The following is an 18,957-nucleotide window of genomic DNA, read 5'->3' on the forward strand; positions in this document are numbered from 1 at the left end:
AATATTTTCATAATTTTATAAATTTGTTTGTTGATATTCACTAATAATTATGCAATAATAAATTCAGTTTTTATTAGAAGGGTGATGTGAAATGACAAAAGATAATGTAAAGAAGAAGTTTCAGGTACCTCATACCTTTGCTATTATTTTTACTATACTTATTATTGTAGCTGTTTCCACTTGGCTTATTCCAGGTGGGGAGTATGAGAGAGTTAAAAATGCCCAGGGTAAAACAGTGGTAGTAGCTGATTCTTTTAAATATGTGGAAAGTTCTCCAAGAAATGTTGGACAGCTTTTTATGGCTCCCTTAAAAGGTTTTGCCTCTAAAGCAGATGTGGCAGGATTTATTCTTATTGTAGGAGGAGCTTTTGCCATAATTCAAAGCACTAATGCTATAAATGCCGGCATAATGAGGGTGGTAAAAGCATTAAAAGGCAAAGAGATACTTTTAATCCCTATAGTGGTAACATTATTTTCTGTAGGTGGGGCTGTTATAGGCATGGCAGAGGAGACTATACCTTTTGCTGCTATATTCGTACCCCTTGCATTAGCCTTAGGATATGATTCTATAACGGGTATGGCTATGTCCTTTGTGGGAGCTACAGTGGGATTTTCAGCAGCTATGTTAAATCCCTTTACAGTAGGTATTGCTAAAGGAATAGCGGAAACACCCATAAGGGCTGGAATTACTTATAGAACTATAGTATGGGTTGTTTTTACCCTCTGCACTATATTCTATCTTATGCATTATGCTAATAAAGTTAAAAAGAACCCTGAAAGCAGCATACTTTATGAGCATGATTTAAAAAGAAAAGAAGAGTTAAATCTTTTAGGTAATAATGAGGTAAATATTGAATTTACTTTAAGACATAAGATTATTTTATTTACTCTACTAGGGGGATTTGCCCTTATAATATTTGGAGTTTTAAAATATGAATGGTATATAAATGAAATAGCAGCGGTATTTTTAGCAATGGGAATTATATCAGGCTTCTTAGGAAAAATGAAAGTTAATGACATAGTAGAAAGTTTTACTAATGGTGCTAAAGATCTTATTGGAGCAGCCTTGGTGGTAGGGCTTGCCAATGCCATCGTTATATTATGTAATGAAGCTAAAATAATGGACACAATTTTATATAGCTTAGCTAAAGTTATTGAACCACTTCCTAATTTATTGTCCGGATATGCTATGTTAGTGGTGCAATCTATCATTAACTTTTTCGTAGGTTCAGGAACTGGACAAGCTGCTTTAACCATACCTATTATGTACCCCTTAGGTGAACTTGTAGGTATAAACAGAGAAACTACCATACTGATATATCAATTTGGTAATGGCTTTACAGATCTTATATTCCCAACATCAGGTACCTTAATGGCAACCTTAGGGCTAGCTAAAATACCTTATGATCAATGGATGAAATGGGTAATTAGAGTGGTAATAGCATTATTCGTACTTCAGCTTATTATGATTACACCAGCTATACTATTCCCAGCATTACTGAATTAATAAATGAAGAGGGTGCCAGGCAGGTGTGACAAGCGACTGGCACCATAGCAAAGAAAGGAAGTGAAGAGGTTCTGAGGATATTCAGGACTTTGAAATATGGAATTAAAAGAAATAATACAAAGTAAACTGGAAGATATAAAACAAATAAGAAGAACTCTTCATGAAAATGCAGAAGTTGCTCATGAGGAATTTAAAACTCAGAAGATAATAATGGACACTTTAGATAAATTAGAAATAAAGAATTTCAAATGCGCAGACACAGGCGTTATAGGCATAATCAATGAAAGTGAGGAATGTATAGCAGTAAGAGCAGATATGGACGCTCTCCCTGTAAATGGTGTAAGCCATGCTTGTGGACATGATTATCATATGTCCGTAGCCTTAGGTTCAGCTATGGTGCTAAAGGAACTTGGATATGATAAATGTGTAAAGTTCTTATTTCAACCTGCTGAAGAGGCAGATGGAGGAGCGCTTCCTATGATAAAGGAAGATGCTCTTAAGAATCCTGAAGTAAAGTCAATAATAGGATATCATGTATGGCCTGAGCTTCCTGTAGGAAAAATAGAAGCTGAAGGTGGTCCTTCCATGGGTTCCGTGGATGACTTTCATATAACTGTTAAAGGAATTGGTGGACACGCTGCCATGCCACAGCACTGCAAAAACCCCATACTTCCAGCCATAGATATAATTCAAAGCGTTAATATTAAGTCAAGAAATGAAATAGATCCATTAAATTCCCACATAATAACCTTTGCAGCTATAAGCGGAGGAACTGCCAGCAACGTTATTACAGACAAGGTGGTTTTAAAGGGAACGGTGAGAACCTTTGATAATGCTTTAAGATACAAGCTTGCTGAAATGATAAAGGAAACTTCTAAGCTTTGCGCTGAAAAATATAGTTGTGAAGCACAGATAGATTATTTCTTTGAATATCCACCTTTAATCAGTGATTATAAACTATCAGAAAAATTTGTAGCGGAAACTAAAAATATATTAGGAGAAGAAAACGTACTTCCTATAACAAAGACCTTTGCTGGGGAAGATTTTGCCTTCTTTGCTGAAGAAGTACCTTCGGTACACTTTAGACTTGGTATTGCTAGTGGAGAAAAGGGAATGCATCCTCTTCACTCACCTCATTTTGACGCAGATGAAGAAGCTTTATTCTACGGAATCTATACAGTAACCAATTTTATATTATCACAAAAATAAAATGGTAATTAATGTTATCGCCCCTGGGGTGCTTCCAGTAAAAAGGAAGCACCCCAGGGGCGATAACATTAATTGGAATTGTTTCACGTTGTGCAATATAAGAAATTATAATATAATTGTTTTGTATATTTTAATTAAATCTTGAAGTTAAGAGAGGTAATAATCATGGGAAGAATATTTGGAACCGATGGGGTAAGAGGTATTGCTAATACTGAATTAACTGCAGAACTTGCTTACTCACTAGGTAGAGCAGGAGCATATGTATTAACTGAAGGAACGCATAAGCCAAAAATATTGGTGGGTAAGGATACAAGAATTTCAGGAGATATGCTGGAATCAGCCTTGGTATCAGGAATACTTTCAGTAGGAGCTGAAGCTGTAACTTTAGGAGTAATACCCACACCAGCTATAGCACATCTAGTTAAAGAGTACGGAGCTGATGCGGGAGTAGTTATTTCTGCTTCTCATAACCCAGTGGAATTTAACGGAATTAAATTTTTTGACAATAAAGGATTAAAGCTTTCAGATGAATTAGAAGATGAAATCCAAAGAGTAATAGAAAGCGACTTTGAAGGGGTTCCTAGCCCTGTGGGTGCTGATCTTGGAAGAAAGAGAGCAGAGTATTCTGCAGAGGATGATTACAAGGAATTTGCAAAGTCTACTATAGCAGCAGATCTTAAAGGATTAAAGGTTGCTTTAGACTGTGCCAATGGTGCCAGTTATAAGGTGGCTGTGGAAGCATTTAGAGAATTGGGAGCAGAGGTGGTTGTTATTAATGATAATCCAGATGGGGTTAATATTAATGAAAACTGTGGTTCCACTCACCCAGAAGAACTTATGGATTATGTGGTAAGAAAAAAATGTGACTTAGGTTTTGCTTTTGATGGAGATGCAGATAGATGTCTTGCAGTGGATGAAAAAGGAAATCTTATTAATGGAGACTTTATACTTTTAATATGCGCCAAGCATTTAAAAGAGATAGGTAGACTTAAAAATGATACATTAGTTGTCACAGTAATGAGTAATTTGGGATTAGACATAGCAGCTGAAAAAGAGAAGATAAACAGGGTTAAGACCAAGGTCGGAGATAGATACGTACTGGAAGAAATGCTTAAAAGTGGCTACAAGCTAGGTGGAGAGCAATCCGGTCACGTTATTTTCTTAGACTTTAATACCACTGGAGATGGATTAGTAACAGCTTTACAAGTATCCTCCATAGTAAAAAGAAAAGGGAAAGCACTTTCAGAACTGGCTTCCTGCATGAAAGAACTTCCACAGGTACTTGTTAATGCAAAAGTTCCAAATAGCCATAAAGATATTCATATTACTGATAGTGAAATAGCAGGAGAAATAAAAAGAATTGAAGAACTGCTTCATGGAGCAGGAAGAGTACTTATAAGACCTTCAGGTACAGAGCCTCTAGTTAGGGTTATGCTAGAAGGAGAAAACCAGCAAGAGATTGATAACCTTGCTCATAATCTTGCAAAAATGATAGAAGCGAAAGCACAAGCATAGGATACGCTTAGCTAGAGAATATAAAAACTTAGCTATAGAATATAATAAAAATAAAGACGAGAAAACATAAAACATACAGAGAATAGATAGAAACTTACTATCTTTCTCTGTTTTTTTATTATATATAGTGAATATGTAATTTGAATATGCAATATTTAATAGAAAGTATATAATTAGTGATAACGATATAATATTTAATAAGTAAGACATAACAATTATGCACAATTTTTAATAATTAAGAGGTGAAATTAGATGTTAACTTTACAGCAAAAAATATCCATGGCTTATAGGGAAATGGGTAGAGCAGTAATAAGAGTAAACGAAGAAGTTATGGAAGAAGCTAAGGAAAAATGCAAGGGAGTTTATACCTTTGGAGTAAAAAATACTAACTCTATACCACAGGAGATATTTAATAAGCTAAGGAATAGTGAAAAATATCTCTTTTTAACCGTAGATAAAATGGCAGATATGGGCAGAAGTATAGATACTGATATATTGAACCCATTGACATATAGACCTATGACAGGCTCTAGCAGTGGAGGGCCAGTAAATATACTAAAAGGAATAAATGACTTTGCCATAGGAACTGATGGAGGCGGTTCTGTTTTAGCTCCAGCATTATCTTGTAATCTCCCTTCTATGATAGGGGCAGGTTTAGGACTTCTAACCACGGGCAGTGGAAAATCCACAGATAATTTAAGTTTGGTGCCTAGCATAGGTGTGATAGCCAATAGATTGCACATAATGCTTAAGGTTATGGAAGAATTGTTAGATGATACTCTTGAAAGTGATGAAAAGAAAGTTATAACTGTTGTTATTCCAAAGAAAGGAGATGCTCAGTTACCTTTACAAGAGGATATGCATGAAAAGCTTATGAAGTATTACTCAAAATTATCACAAAAAAGCTTTGATTTTAAAGAAATTAATATACAGGGAATGGATAATAGAAATACTTCTATGGACATAATTAAAAAGGCTTTTGAAGAAGAAAAAGCAGACCTTATACTTACCTATGAAGGCCCAATAGATGTGTTTGGTAATGGAGAAACAATACCTAGGATGTTCAAAGGAGAGGCAGGAAAGCTCATTAGTGAAAACAGTGGAAAATTCCTAGTTAAGTCTGCAAACATTGCTGGATTAACTGCCATAACCATACCTTCAGAGGAGCTTGCCTCAGGTTTCGTAATATGTGCTCCTAGTGGATTAGATTCTGCCAGAAAAGCAGTGAAGCTAGCTAAAGCCTTAGAGGAAATAATTAAGCTTCCAGAGGCGTTTGTAAGATACTACATAGATAAGTGCAAGTACGTGGAAGAATTTAATTGGGATATAAATAAATAGTATTTACTTGATTATGCTGTGATTGAAAGTTACATAAGTACTTCCAATCACAGCTTTTATATTAGCAATTTATTATGCTCATATATGAAATATTTTGATTAAGTATGCTCGAAGTATGTTGACAAGGTTTTCAAATGAGCATAAAATATAATTAACCATAGTAAATAATCATAATAAAGCATAAACGAGCATAAAAATCCTTTGGCGATAATAAAATAGAAGTATATACACAAAATAACAAAATACTAAGTGAGTGTGATAGATATGTTTGCAGAAGAAAGACAAAATAATATTGCAAAATTGTTAAAAGATAAAAGCAGTATCAGGGTAAACGAACTTTCTGAAATATTTAATGTTTCCGAGTCTACTATAAGAAGAGACCTTCAGGAGATGGAAGAAAGAAATTTGCTTATGAGAACCCACGGAGGAGCAGTGGGGGTAAATAGAACTAATTTTGAGCCTAACTTTATAGACAAGAAAAATGAAAGAGAAGCTGATAAAGTTCATATAGCTGAAATAGCTGCCACCATGATAGAAGATGGAGATACTATAATTCTTGATTCAGGTACTACCACTTTAGAAATTGCAAAAAGGATAAAAGCAAAGTCGTTAACGGTAATTACAAACTCCATAGATATTGCAGCGGAGCTATCATTAAAAGAAGGTGTAGAAACCATAGTAGCTGGAGGAAGTTTAAGGGTAAGCACCAGAGCCATGGTAGGACATATAGCGGAAAATACCTTCAGAAACTTTAGAGTGGATAAGGCTTTTATAGGAACTAACGGAATTTCCATAGAAGAGGGTATAACCACCCCTAATATGGTAGAAGCTCAAACAAAAAAAGCTATGATAAATTGCGCAAGAAAAGTAATTGTAGTAGCGGATAGCAGCAAATTTACCAATGTAAGCTTTGCGGTAATATGCCCTGTAAAGGCTGTAACTTCAATTATTACCAGTGAAGACATAGATAAAACTATAATAAAATCCTTTGAAGAAATTGGAGTAGACATAATTACAAAATAACCTAAAGAAAAGGTGGTGATTATAGTGGTAATAACTGTAACATTAAACCCTGCCATGGATAAAACCTTAATGGTAGATAATTTTAAAGTAGGTGCAGTAAATAGAGCAAATATAAGCAGATATGATATTGGCGGTAAAGGAATAAATGTATCAAAAGTGCTGAAGGAGTTTGGTGTTGATTCTTTATGTTTAGGATTTTTAGGAGGCATATGGGAACAGAGATTTAAAGACACCCTAGATAAAAGAAATATAAAACATGATTTTATTTCTATAAAAGGAGACACCAGGACAAACACTAAGATAGTGGATATAAACAATAATGTATTTACAGATATAAACGAGCCTGGGCCAGAAATAGCTACAGAAGAATTGGAGCTTTTTATAGAAAAGTTTAATCATAGGTGCAAGGTAGAAGATATAGTTGTGTTATCTGGAGGAGCTGCTCCAGGCATCCCTAAGGATATTTATAAGACCTTAATAGATATAGCTAAGAAAAAAGGTACCTTATGTATACTAGATGCGGATGGGGAATTGCTTAAATATGGTTTGGAAGCTAAACCACATATTATAAAGCCCAATGAACATGAGCTAAGCAAGATGCTGTGCCAGGAAATAACCACCAAAGATCAGGTGATTCAGGCAGGAAAAAAGCTACAAAGCTCAGGAATTTCAAAAGTCCTTGTATCCCTAGGAGAAAAGGGATCCATATTAACAGCACCAGAGGGAGTTTATGAAGCAGAAGGCTTGAAGGTTAAGGTTAAAAGCACTGTGGGGGCAGGGGATTCCATGGTGGCAGCTTTAATATATGCCCATTTAAAAGGCTTTACTCCTGAAGATACCTTGGCCTTTGCTCAAGCCACAGCTACAGCAACGGTGATGATGGAAGGGACAGAAGCCTGTTCGCTAAATCACGTAATGGAAATGGTGGAAATGTCCAAAGAAAAAGTAAAGGAGTTGAAATAAATGGCTGCAAAAGAGATGTTTTCAAAAGAAAGAGTTAAATTTAATTTAGAAGCCACTACAAAAGAAGAGGTAATAGATGAATTAATAGATATTTTATATAAAGACGGAAAGCTTAAGGACGAAGAAGAGTTTAAAAAGGCTGTATTAAAGAGAGAAGAGGAATTTTCCACAGGAATAGGCATGGGAATTGCAATACCTCATGGTAAAAGTGGTGCGGTAATATCACCCTGTATAGCTTTTGGAAGTAGTGAAAAGGGGATAGACTATGAGTCTATGGATGACAAACCAGCACATCTATTCTTTTTAATAGCGGTGCCAGAGGAATCCAGCGACTTGCATTTAAGAGCTTTAAGTGAAATTTCAAGAAAGCTTATGCATGAAGATGTAAGAAAAAAATTATTAAATAGCAAAACCTTTGAAGAATTTATAGAGGTTTTCTAAATAAAAAAGGAGGAATTATTCATGAAATTATTAGCTGTTACTTCATGTCCTACTGGAATAGCCCATACCTACATGGCCGCAGAAGCTCTAGAGATGGCTGCAAAAGAAATGGGTCATGACATAAAAGTGGAGACCCAAGGTTCTGTGGGAGCGGAAAATGTTATAACCCCCGAGGATATAAAAGGAACTTTTGCAGTAATACTAGCCTGTGACACAAATGTAGATAAGAGTAGATTTGCTGGACTTCCTATAGTAGAAGCATCAGTTAAGGATGCTATCAAAGATGCAAAGGGACTTATAGAGAAAGCTTTAACCACAGAAAAAAAGGTTCCTTTAAATGAACAAGTTAAGAACATTAAAGAAAAAGATAAAGAAGAAAGACAAGGCATATACAAGCACTTAATGACCGGTGTTTCCTTTATGATCCCATTTGTAGTGGCAGGAGGACTTTTAATAGCCTTTTCCTTTGCTTTTGGTATCAAAGCCTTTGAGAAGCAAGGTTCACTTCCAGCTGCACTTTTCACCATTGGTGCAGAAGGTGCCTTTAGTTTCATGGTACCTATTCTAGCAGGCTATATAGCTTATTCTATAGCTGACAGGCCAGGTCTTGTACCAGGTATGGTGGGAGGATTCCTTGCAAATAAGCTGGGAGCAGGATTCTTAGGAGGACTTTTAGCAGGTTTCCTAGCAGGATACACAGTTTATTACCTAAGAAAATATATAAAACTCCCAAAATCCATGGAAGGACTTATGCCAGTTCTTATATTACCAGTACTATCCACATTAATAGTAGGACTTATAATGATTTATGTATTAGGTACTCCTATAAAGGCTATAAATGATGGTTTAACTTCTTGGCTTAAGGGCTTAAGCGGAACCAACGCAGTACTTTTAGGAGCTATCATTGGACTTATGATGGCTTTTGACATGGGAGGCCCGGTAAATAAAGCTGCTTACACCTTTGGAGCAGCAACCATTGCAGCAGGACAACCCTCTGCTATCATGGCGGCAGTAATGGCTGCAGGAATGGTGCCACCACTAGGCATAGCCTTAGCCACAGTAACAGCAAAGAACAAATTTACCCCACAAGAAAGAGAAGCTGGAAAAGCAGCTTGGGCTCTAGGAATATCCTTCATCACAGAAGGTGCCATACCATTTGCAGCAGCAGACCCTCTAAGGGTTATACCTTCCATAATGGTAGGTTCAGCAGTAACAGGAGCTCTCTCCATGTTGTTTAAATGTACCCTAGCAGTACCTCACGGTGGTATATTCGTTCTTCCTATTCCTAATGCCGTAGGTAATCTGTTTATGTATATAGTATCAATAGTAATTGGAACAGTGGTAACAGGCTTTATGCTAGGAGCGTTGAAAAAGCCTGTAAATGAATAATTAAGAATTTAGAATTTAAAATTTAAAATTTAAAAATGAAGGAGGAAACCCGAAGAGTTTCTAGGGAAGTATGACAAAAGAAAGAAGCTTCAGATGAAGCTTCTTTCTTTTCGGAGATAAAAGTATTGATAATGTTTTTTTATTTTTGTCTTGAAAAATGAATTTTTATGAGTTATGATTTATATAGAAAACCTTTTCTATATAATATAAAAGTTAAGGTGAATCTATAATAATATAGTGAAAAAATATTTAATTATATAATACTAGATTAAACAGTAGTATTAGGGGTGATAAACATAGTTACAATAAATGAGGTAGCCAAAGAAGCAGGAGTTTCTATTACCACGGTTTCTAGGGTTTTGAATAATAACTATCCAGTAAAAGAAGAAACTAGAAAAAGGGTAGAAGAGGTTATAAAAAAACTTAATTTTAAACCTAATCAGATGGCAAGAGGTCTTATTACTAAAAAAAGTTCCATTATAGGAATACTTGTACCAAGTATAACCAACTGGTTTTTCTCTAGCACCGTAGAGGATATGGAAAGAGAATTGAAGCCTAAAGGATACCACATCCATCTGTCTACCACTGGTGGAGATGCTTCTGAAGAAAGGGCTTATATAAAAGAGCTAGAGGGTAGATGTGTGGATGGCATAATAGTCATGGACCCTAATTACGAGAATATAGTTAATGGATTTTATGAAGAAATAAGCAGCAGGATTCCTTTAATAATTACAAATTCTTATAATCCTGAAGTTAAAAATAATTGCAGCTTTATATCTTACGATGAAAGTAATGGCATGAGTAAGGCTGTGGAGAGGCTTAGAATGCAAGGTAAGGAAAAAATTGCATTACTAAGAGGTAAAGTATCTCAATCCTTTGATATAAGGGAAAAGCTATATTTAGCTCTTGTGAAAAGTGAAAAGCTTAAATATAAAAATATTATTACAGTAGAAAATGGAAATAGCCTGGGTGTAATAAAGGGAATTAAAAGCATGATACATAAGCTTTATAAGGATAAGGATAATTTTCCAGATGGCATTATTGCTTGTAATGACCTTATGGCTGCAGGACTTATATCCTCTCTTAAAGAATTGGGGTTAAGCATCCCAGAGGATGTGTCTGTCATAGGATATGATAATACTCCTCTCTGCGATATAACTTCACCCAGCATCACCACTGTAGATCTCAGCATTGAGCACTTGGGAAAGAGAGCGGTAACTGAGCTTATGGATCTTATAGAAAATGGATTAAACATCAGAAAAAATATTATACTAGATACCAGGCTTATCACCAGAGAAAGCTGTTAATTAGTAAGAATAGAGGCAATCTGCCTCTGTTTTAAAAGCTTATAGAAAGCCTTTTCTATAACTGTTTATAAGTAAGTAAAACTTTAAAATATATTATGAAGGAGGAATGTAAAATGGCAGTATTAGTATGTGGAGGAGCAGGATATATAGGTAGTCATGCTGTAGCTGTACTTGCTGAAAAAGGTGAAGAGGTAGTAGTTATAGACAATTTAGCTACGGGACATAAAGATGCGGTTAAAGGTGGAAAGCTTTATGTAGGTGATCTAAGAGATAAGGATTTTGTTAGAAATGTATTTGATGAAAATAATATTGAAGCAGTTATACATTTTGCAGCCTTTTCCTTAGTGGGAGAAAGCATGGTAGAACCCTTTAAATATTACAACAACAATTTATATGGAACCCTATGCCTTTTAGAAGTTATGAAAGAAAAAGGTGTGAATAAAATAGTGTTCTCATCCACAGCTGCAACTTATGGAGAGCCAGAAAGAGTACCCATTGAAGAAGATGATTATAAAGAACCTACCAATACTTATGGAGAAACAAAGCTGGCAGTGGAAAAGCTTCTTAAATGGGCAGATAAAGCCTATGGCATTAAGCATGTGATTTTAAGATACTTTAATGTGGCAGGAGCTCATCCACAAGGATATATAGGAGAAGATCATAAGACAGAAACCCACCTTATTCCTATAATTTTACAAGTGGCCTTAGGAAAAAGAGACAAGATTATGGTATATGGAGAAGATTATCCAACTAGAGATGGAAGCTGTATAAGAGACTATATTCATGTTATAGACTTAGTGGAAGCTCACCTACTAGCCTTAGATAAGTTAAGAAAGGGAGAAGATAGCAGCGTTTATAATCTAGGAAATGGAGAAGGCTTTACAGTAAAAGAAGTAATTGAAGCTGCAAGAAAAGTAACTGGACACGCTATACCAGCAGAAGTAGCAGAAAGAAGAGCGGGAGATCCAGCGGTATTAATAGCTTCTTCTAACAAGATAATAAAAGAGCTTAATTGGGAGGTTAAGTATCCAGACTTAGAATCTATCATTGAAACAGCCTGGAACTGGCATAAAAATAACCCAAAGGGATTTAATGATTAAAAATTTAAAGATATACATTTTAACAATAAACACCAATTTAAATAAATGCATTACCTTAGAATTCATGCCTTTTTTATCACAGATATCCAAGGCATAAAGATGAATAAAGGTATTAATTTAGGAGGAATAACACATGGCTGAATTAAGATGGAACCCATTATTAAAAGATTGGACAATAGTAGCTTCACACAGACAAAATAGGCCTCAGATGCCAAAGGATTGGTGTCCTTTCTGTCCAGGATCAGGAAACGTACCAGACAACTATGATGTATTTAAATATGACAATGACTTTCCAGCACTTTCACCCAATCCACCTGAGCCAGATCAGGTAGGATCAGAGTTTTACAAAAGCGCAGAAGCTTATGGAAAATGTGAAGTTATACTATACTCACCAGAACACAGAACTACCCTTCCAGAGCTTCCTGTAGAGCATATTAGAAAACTGGTAGATCTATGGTGTGAAAGATTTGAAGAAATATCTAAGGATGAAAAGATAAAATTCATATTTGAGTTTGAAAATAGAGGCGAAGAAGTAGGGGTTACCATGCCTCACCCTCATGGACAAATATATGGCTATTCTGAGATACCTTTAAAAATAAAAACTGAACTAGAAGCCTGCCGTGAGCATTATGAAGCTCATAAGGAATGCATGATATGCAGGATGAATAAGGAAGAAAAGGACTTTGAGAAGAGAATAATTATGGAAAATGAAGATTTCCTAGCTTATCTTCCATACTTTACAGACTATCCTTATGGAGTATTTATAGTAAGTAAAAATCATAGAAGTAAAATAACAGATTTTACTGATAGGGAAAAGAATAATTATGCAGCAATACTTAAAGAGATGACAGGAACCTTTGATTGTCTTTTTGATAGACTATTCCCTTATATGATGTGCATTCATCAAGCGCCTGTTAATTCCCATGAGTATGGAAATTATGATGATTACTATCATTTCCACGTAGAGTTTTATCCACCATTAAGATCAAAAGATAAGATAAAATATTATGCTTCCTCAGAAATGGGGGCTTGGGCGGCTTGTAACCCTACTGCTGTAGAGGATACTGCCAATGAACTAAGAGAAGCACATAAAAAATATTTATCAAAAATTAATAAATAGAAGAGAGGTATATATTATGGAAGCTTTGCAAGTAATGGAAGAATTTAAAAAGCTATACGGTGAAGAAGGAAATATAAGATTATTTCATTCTCCTGGAAGAGTAAACCTTATTGGGGAGCATATAGACTATAATGGCGGTTATGTATTTCCTTGTGCTCTAGAGTTTGGAACCTATGGTGCTGTGAGAGTAAGAAAAGATGACAAGATAAATCTTGCTTCCACAAATTTTGATCTTAAGATAAATGTGGATTTAAAGGATTTAAGCTTTAAAGAAGAACATGATTGGGGAAATTATGCTAAAGGTATAATTAAAATCATGAAAGAAGGAGGATTTAAAGTAGGGGGGATGGATATACTAGTTTCCGGAAATATACCTAATGCATCAGGTCTCTCCTCCTCAGCATCTTTAGAACTTCTCATAGCTGTTATGGTAAACAATTTATTTAATGAAGAAAGAATTGATAGGGTGGAACTAGTTAAAATAGGACAAAAGACGGAAAATCAATATGTAGGTGTTAATTGCGGCATTATGGACCAATTTGCCATAGGCATGGGAAAGAAAGATAAAGCCATTCTTTTAGATTGCGCTACATTAAACTATGAATATGCAGATGCAGATCTAAAGGATTATGCTTTAGTTATTATGAACACTAACAAAAGAAGAGCTCTTAATGAATCCAAATATAATGAAAGAAGAGCGGAATGTGATGAAGCTCTAGACATTCTTAAGAATTACAAAAATATTAATGCACTTTGTGAATTAACAGTAGAAGAGTTTGAACCTTTAAAAAATAACATTAAAAAAGAAAATGTAAGAAACAGAGCAGAACATGCTGTCTATGAAAATGAAAGAGTAAAAGAAGCTATAAAGGTTTTAAATGAGGGAGACTTAATCACTTTTGGAAAGCTATTAACCGCTTCTCATAATTCTTTAAAGGATCTATATGAGGTAACAGGAGAGGCATTAGATGCCATAGTGGAAGAAGCTCTTAAGGTTAAAGGCTGCATAGGTGCAAGAATGACAGGGGCAGGCTTTGGAGGCTGTGCTATAGCAGTGGTAGAAAAGGAAAGTATAGATAATTTTAAAGAAATTATAGGTGAAAATTATTTTAAGAGAACAGGCCTTCACGCTGATTTTTATCTCAGCAATATTGGGGAAGGAACCTGTGAGGTGAAATAATGATTAAAGAAACAATATTTAAAGGAGAAAAAGCTATTCTCATGGAAAGTGAGGAGCTTAGGGTGGTAATCCTTCCTGAAATTGGAGGGAAACTCTGTTCTATTTATGATAAAAATAAAGAATTTGAAGTTTTATTTCAGAATAAGAAAGATTACTATAAAAAGGCACAGCTAAATTCTAATTTTGGAGAATTTGATGCCTCAGGCTTTGATGACTGCTTTCCTACCATTGATGAAAGCAAGGTTATGGTATCAGGTAAGGAAGTAATATATCCTGATCATGGAGAAGTATGGTCATCCAGGCTTAAATATAACATTTTAGAGGATGCTGCACTTTTAAATATGCATAGTGAAATACTGCCTTATAATTATAGTAAAAAGGTAAGTGTTCAAGGTAAGGAAGTAGAGCTTCATTATGAAATTGAGAATACTGGAAGAGATAAATTTCCCATAATATGGGCCATGCATTGCTTGGTAAACTGTGAAGAGGACATGACTATAAACTTCCCTGAAGATACAAAAACTATAGAAAATGTTCATGAAAGTAAGGCTTTAGGAAAGGTAGGAGAAATATATACTTACCCAATAGATACTGTAATTAGTGGGAAAAAGTTTGACTTTAGAAAAATTAACAGTGCAAAACCTAACAATACAGAAAAATATTATGTAGCTCATAAAACAAGAACAGGAAGGTGTTCCATGCACTACCCTTCTAAGGATGTTACTTTTGAAATAGTATATGATATTGAGAAGTTGCCTTATGTTGGTTTTTGGGTAACAGAAGGTGGGTTTAGAGGAGATTATAACTGTGCGCTGGAACCTACCAATGGTTACTATGACTCAATAGACATGGCAGTAAGAAGAGAAATGTGTCATTACTTAAAACCAGGAGAAAAATTCAACTTTGATATTAAATTGATTATTAAATAAAAAATTAATGTATTAGAGAGGCATATTTAAACTTTTATATTTTATATAAAAAAGTTAAATATGCCTTTATTCTATTAAGTATTTTTAGAAAATTGCGATATTTATGTATGTAATAAACTTTTAGTACTATTGAAATTGTTTACGTATTGTGTTACCATTTTTTAGGGGATTATAAAATGTGGTAGGGGGGGATATATTGTTATTATGCAGATATTATCTGTTTTAATAATTGGCGTTGTAGTTGGGATTATAGTAGCCAACATAATGATTAGGTGTGGAATATCTATTTTAAAATTAAGGTATGATAGAAGTAAAAATAAACAAAAGATATATAAGATTATGCTAGATAGTGGAAAAGATATAATGTATTACTTTGAAGTATATCCTGAAAAAAGATTTACTTATTTATCACCTGCTCTGCAGAATATTTTAGGGTGGAAAGCCAGCGATAATTTAAACAATCCAACTAAAATCTTAAAGATGGTGCATCCTGATGATTATGAATTGTTACTTCAAAAGTATAGTGGTGAAGTAGATTACTCAAAGCCAATATTTATGAGGTTTAAACATAAAAATGGACAGTATATTTGGACAGAAGATTATGCAGTACCAATTTATAAGGGTAATAAGCTTATGGCCATAACAGGATGTATAAGGGATATTACTCTTAGAAAAGAGTTAGAAGAGATTATTGAATATAAAAGTCATCATGATCCTATGACTGGAATCTATAATAGACAGTATTTTGAATGGATTTTTGAAAGATTAGACAAACATAAAAATGCTAGAACTGCAATCTTACTTTGTGAATTAAGAGGTATTAAACATCTTAACAATGAATTTGGACTTCAGGGAGGAAATGATTTTATTAAATTCACCGCAGAGTTCTTAAAGGGATTTTCTACAGAGGATTGTATGCTTTTTCGAATAAGCGGGGATGAATTTGCTTTTATAATGATGGATGTAGAAGAAAGATATGTTAAAAATATTGTTGATAAAATTCAGAAAGAGTTAAATATCATAAAAGAAAATGAAAAATTAACTTCTATGGACATGTCTTTAGGGTATGGATATACCTTAAGCTCTTTAGGAAGAATGGCTTTTGCTTTAAGTCAAGCAATGGACATGGTGCATAAAAATAAGGAAAGTGTGGAGGAAGTAAAGATATAGGGGAATTTTTTGACTGCTAATAATATAGTTAGCAGTTTTTGTTTTTTTAATTGCCAACATTGCATGTGAAGGAATATACTAATATAGTAGTGTTTTTAAATAAAAATATTGGAAAAGGGGATGATGTATGGAAAATGTTATTGGAGTTACAATATAAAAGCGCCAGGACTAGAGTAGAGCCAAATTAAAATTTGGAACATATGATTAACTTACCATGACGTATGGAGAAGTTGGAGCATATGATAAAAGGAAACTTCTTCTCCGATGCTAAAGCTTAAAAAATAAGAAATATGAAGCTTTAGCATCTACGAAGAAGAAAGCGACCGCGCCAAATTAAAATTTAGAGCCTCTGCTTTAGTTGACGAGGATGGGGAGTATCGAGTCTTCGGCGGGTGCCCCACGGTAGCGCACTACCGTTAACGATTGATAAAGCCGGGAAGTGATTTCTGGAAACAACATCAATCAGGTGTTAAAACCTTTCAACGGGGGTTTTTGAGTCCTAGGGACAAGTGAACCCTTTTTTAAGAATAAGAGAAAAAATTAGTATACAGGAAGGAAGAATAATATGTGCGGAATAGTTGGATATTTTGGATTAAGAGAGGCTGCGCCTATTTTAGTGGAAGGATTAGAAAAGCTTGAGTATAGAGGGTATGACTCAGCGGGGGTGGCAATCTTAAGTGAAGAAGGAATTGAAGTTTCAAAATGCAAGGGCAGACTTGCAAATTTAGAAAATAGATTAATGGAAAATCCTCTAGAAGGAAATATTGGAATTGGACATACCAGATGGGCTACCCATGGAGAGCCTTCAGATGTGAACTCTCATCCACATAGCAATGCTAAGGTATCTGTGAGTGTGGTGCATAATGGTATTATTGAAAATTATTTAAGGCTAAGAGAGTGGTTAACTTCAAAAGGCTATGAGTTTTTATCTGAAACTGATACTGAAGTTATACCAAATTTAATAGACTATTATTATAAGGGAAACCTAATAGAAGCGGTAATGAAGGCTGTTTCAAAGATGGAAGGCAGCTATGCCATAGGAGTGGTTTGTTCTAAGGAACCCGATAAACTTGTAGCTGTAAGAAAAGATAGTCCTTTGATAGTTGGGTTAGGAAAGGATGAATACTTTATAGCTTCTGACATTCCAGCGGTGTTAAATCATACTAGAGATATATATCTTTTAGAGGATAAAGAGTTTGTGGTATTAACTAAGGATGGTGTTACCCTATTAAATGAAATGGGAGAAACCATAAATAAGGAAGTATATCATGTAACCTGGAATGCTGATGCAGCAGAAAAAGGCGGCTATGAAGACTTTATGCTTAAAGAAATCCATGAGCAGCCAAAGGCTATAAAGGATACCTTGACTTCAAGGATATCCTTAGACCATGATATAGTTTTAGACAAGATAACTATTACAGAAGAAACACTAAAGAATATTGATAGAATTTATATGGTAGCCTGCGGTACTGCATATCACGCAGCAGTGGTGGGAAAATACGTTATAGAAAAGTTGGCAAAAATACCAGTAGAGGTGGATATAGCTTCAGAGTTTAGATATAGAGATCCACTTATAACAGAAAAATCTTTGATAATTGTGGTAAGCCAATCTGGAGAAACCGCAGATACCTTAGCAGTGCTGAGAGACGGCAAGAAAAAGGGCGCCAGGGTAATAGCAATAACTAATGTAGTAGGCTCATCAGCTTCCAGGGAAGCTGACGATGTACTGTACACCTGGGCAGGACCAGAAATAGCAGTAGCCTCCACTAAAGCTTATGTAACACAGCTTATTGCCATGTATATAATAGCACTTCATTTTGCTAGCTTAAAGAAAACTTTAAGACAGGATGAAATTTATAATATTAAAAAAGCTATGCTAGAACTTTCAGGTTTAGCTGAGGAAACCTTAAAGCATAAGGACGTACTGCAGAAATTTGCATCTCAAACCTATATGGAAAAAGATATGTTCTTCTTAGGCAGAGGCCTTGATTATGCAGTGTCCATGGAAGGTTCCTTAAAGCTCAAGGAAATTTCCTACATCCACTCAGAAGCCTACGCCGGAGGAGAACTAAAGCATGGACCTATAGCCCTTATAGAAAAAGGTACAGTGGTAATAGCAACCTTAACTCAAAAGGACTTAATAGATAAAATGGTAAGTAACATTAAAGAAGTGGTAACCAGAGGAGCCAAAGTAATGGCCATTACCATAGAAGGGAACAAGGATATAGAAAAGACTGTGGATTCAGTAATATATATACCTGAAACCCTGGATATATTATCTCCAGTGCTTTCAGTAATTTCACTGCAGCTTATATCCTACTACATGGCAAAGCAAAAAGCCTGTGATGTGGATAAACCAAGAAATCTAGCCAAGTCCGTTACCGTTGAGTAGGGGGTATATTATGGAGAATGAAAAATTAGTAAAATTATTAAATGAATACAAAGAAACCGAAAAAGGCATTGAAGCCGCCCTCCCCTTCGTCCATGAAAAGCTATATGGACAAGGGAAGTTGGAAGTGGTAAAGATGGTCATTGAAGATTTGAAAAAGTTAATAGAAGAATAAGAAAAAGTATAAAGAGCTGTACTAATTTTAGTATGGCTCTTTATTTACAATTTTATTATAGCAGTAAGAACTTTTAGGAAAAATATTTGGAAAATTAATATAAAAGTTAATATGTTGATAATAATATAATTGAAAAGATATTCAGTATAACCAAAATTAGTATATAATAAAAGTAAATATTTGTAATTTGGTATGCGTTTAT

At 34.8% G+C, this 18,957-nt stretch carries 16 protein-coding genes; all 16 read left to right on the forward strand.

What is annotated here, in order from left to right:
* Nucleotides 1–91: 91 nt before the first annotated feature.
* The 16 genes from BUA82_RS09770 to BUA82_RS20675 all read left to right on the forward strand — a co-directional run bounded on the left by BUA82_RS09770 (nucleotide 92) and on the right by BUA82_RS20675 (nucleotide 18,755).
* Complete coding sequence (locus tag BUA82_RS09770) at nucleotides 92–1,507, forward strand: YfcC family protein (RefSeq protein WP_073007070.1); 1,416 nt, start codon at nucleotides 92–94, stop codon at nucleotides 1,505–1,507.
* Between the two features lie 96 nt (nucleotides 1,508–1,603).
* The gene (locus BUA82_RS09775; protein ID WP_073007072.1) at nucleotides 1,604–2,716 is read left to right on the forward strand and encodes a M20 metallopeptidase family protein; all 1,113 of its coding nucleotides are present in this window, start codon (nucleotides 1,604–1,606) and stop codon (nucleotides 2,714–2,716) included.
* A gap of 165 nt (nucleotides 2,717–2,881) precedes the next feature.
* Nucleotides 2,882–4,231 (forward strand): phosphoglucosamine mutase, encoded by a 1,350-nt coding sequence (gene glmM, locus BUA82_RS09780; RefSeq protein ID WP_073007075.1) that lies wholly within the window; start codon nucleotides 2,882–2,884, stop codon nucleotides 4,229–4,231.
* Between the two features lie 252 nt (nucleotides 4,232–4,483).
* Nucleotides 4,484–5,569 carry an amidase gene (locus tag BUA82_RS09785; protein ID WP_073007077.1) on the forward strand — a complete coding sequence of 362 codons (1,086 nt, stop codon included), beginning with the start codon at nucleotides 4,484–4,486 and terminating at the stop codon, nucleotides 5,567–5,569.
* A gap of 264 nt (nucleotides 5,570–5,833) precedes the next feature.
* Nucleotides 5,834–6,592 carry a DeoR/GlpR family DNA-binding transcription regulator gene (locus BUA82_RS09790; RefSeq protein ID WP_073007079.1) on the forward strand — a complete coding sequence of 253 codons (759 nt, stop codon included), beginning with the start codon at nucleotides 5,834–5,836 and terminating at the stop codon, nucleotides 6,590–6,592.
* 24 nt (nucleotides 6,593–6,616) lie between these two features.
* Nucleotides 6,617–7,555: a 1-phosphofructokinase gene (gene pfkB / locus BUA82_RS09795; RefSeq protein WP_073007082.1), complete on the forward strand. Its 939-nt coding sequence runs from the start codon at nucleotides 6,617–6,619 to the stop codon at nucleotides 7,553–7,555.
* The gene (locus tag BUA82_RS09800; protein WP_073007085.1) at nucleotides 7,556–7,996 is read left to right on the forward strand and encodes a PTS sugar transporter subunit IIA; all 441 of its coding nucleotides are present in this window, start codon (nucleotides 7,556–7,558) and stop codon (nucleotides 7,994–7,996) included.
* 21 nt (nucleotides 7,997–8,017) lie between these two features.
* A complete protein-coding gene (locus tag BUA82_RS09805; RefSeq protein ID WP_073007087.1) occupies nucleotides 8,018–9,385 on the forward strand; it encodes a PTS fructose transporter subunit IIC in 1,368 nt (455 codons plus the stop codon).
* A 287-nt stretch (nucleotides 9,386–9,672) separates the two neighbouring features.
* Entirely contained in the window at nucleotides 9,673–10,692 is a 1,020-nt protein-coding gene (locus tag BUA82_RS09810; RefSeq protein ID WP_083599874.1) for a LacI family DNA-binding transcriptional regulator, read from the forward strand.
* Nucleotides 10,693–10,805: 113 nt separating this feature from the next.
* A complete protein-coding gene (gene galE / locus BUA82_RS09815; RefSeq protein WP_073007089.1) occupies nucleotides 10,806–11,792 on the forward strand; it encodes a UDP-glucose 4-epimerase GalE in 987 nt (328 codons plus the stop codon).
* 133 nt (nucleotides 11,793–11,925) lie between these two features.
* Nucleotides 11,926–12,912, forward strand: a complete 987-nt coding sequence (gene galT, locus BUA82_RS09820; protein ID WP_073007091.1) for a galactose-1-phosphate uridylyltransferase — start codon at nucleotides 11,926–11,928, stop codon at nucleotides 12,910–12,912.
* A 16-nt stretch (nucleotides 12,913–12,928) separates the two neighbouring features.
* A complete protein-coding gene (locus tag BUA82_RS09825; RefSeq protein ID WP_073007093.1) occupies nucleotides 12,929–14,092 on the forward strand; it encodes a galactokinase in 1,164 nt (387 codons plus the stop codon).
* A complete protein-coding gene (locus BUA82_RS09830; RefSeq protein ID WP_073007095.1) occupies nucleotides 14,092–15,021 on the forward strand; it encodes a DUF5107 domain-containing protein in 930 nt (309 codons plus the stop codon). The genes BUA82_RS09825 and BUA82_RS09830 overlap by 1 nt, the downstream gene beginning before the upstream one ends.
* 204 nt (nucleotides 15,022–15,225) lie before the next feature.
* Nucleotides 15,226–16,191, forward strand: a complete 966-nt coding sequence (locus tag BUA82_RS09835; protein WP_073007097.1) for a sensor domain-containing diguanylate cyclase — start codon at nucleotides 15,226–15,228, stop codon at nucleotides 16,189–16,191.
* A gap of 565 nt (nucleotides 16,192–16,756) precedes the next feature.
* A complete protein-coding gene (gene glmS, locus BUA82_RS09840) occupies nucleotides 16,757–18,583 on the forward strand; it encodes a glutamine--fructose-6-phosphate transaminase (isomerizing) (protein ID WP_073007099.1) in 1,827 nt (608 codons plus the stop codon).
* Between the two features lie 10 nt (nucleotides 18,584–18,593).
* Nucleotides 18,594–18,755, forward strand: a complete 162-nt coding sequence (locus BUA82_RS20675) for a hypothetical protein (protein WP_178140714.1) — start codon at nucleotides 18,594–18,596, stop codon at nucleotides 18,753–18,755.
* Nucleotides 18,756–18,957: the final 202 nt, after the last annotated feature.

It is taken from the genome of Clostridium amylolyticum (genome assembly GCF_900142075.1).
GTDB lineage: Bacteria > Bacillota > Clostridia > Clostridiales > Clostridiaceae > Clostridium_AA > Clostridium_AA amylolyticum.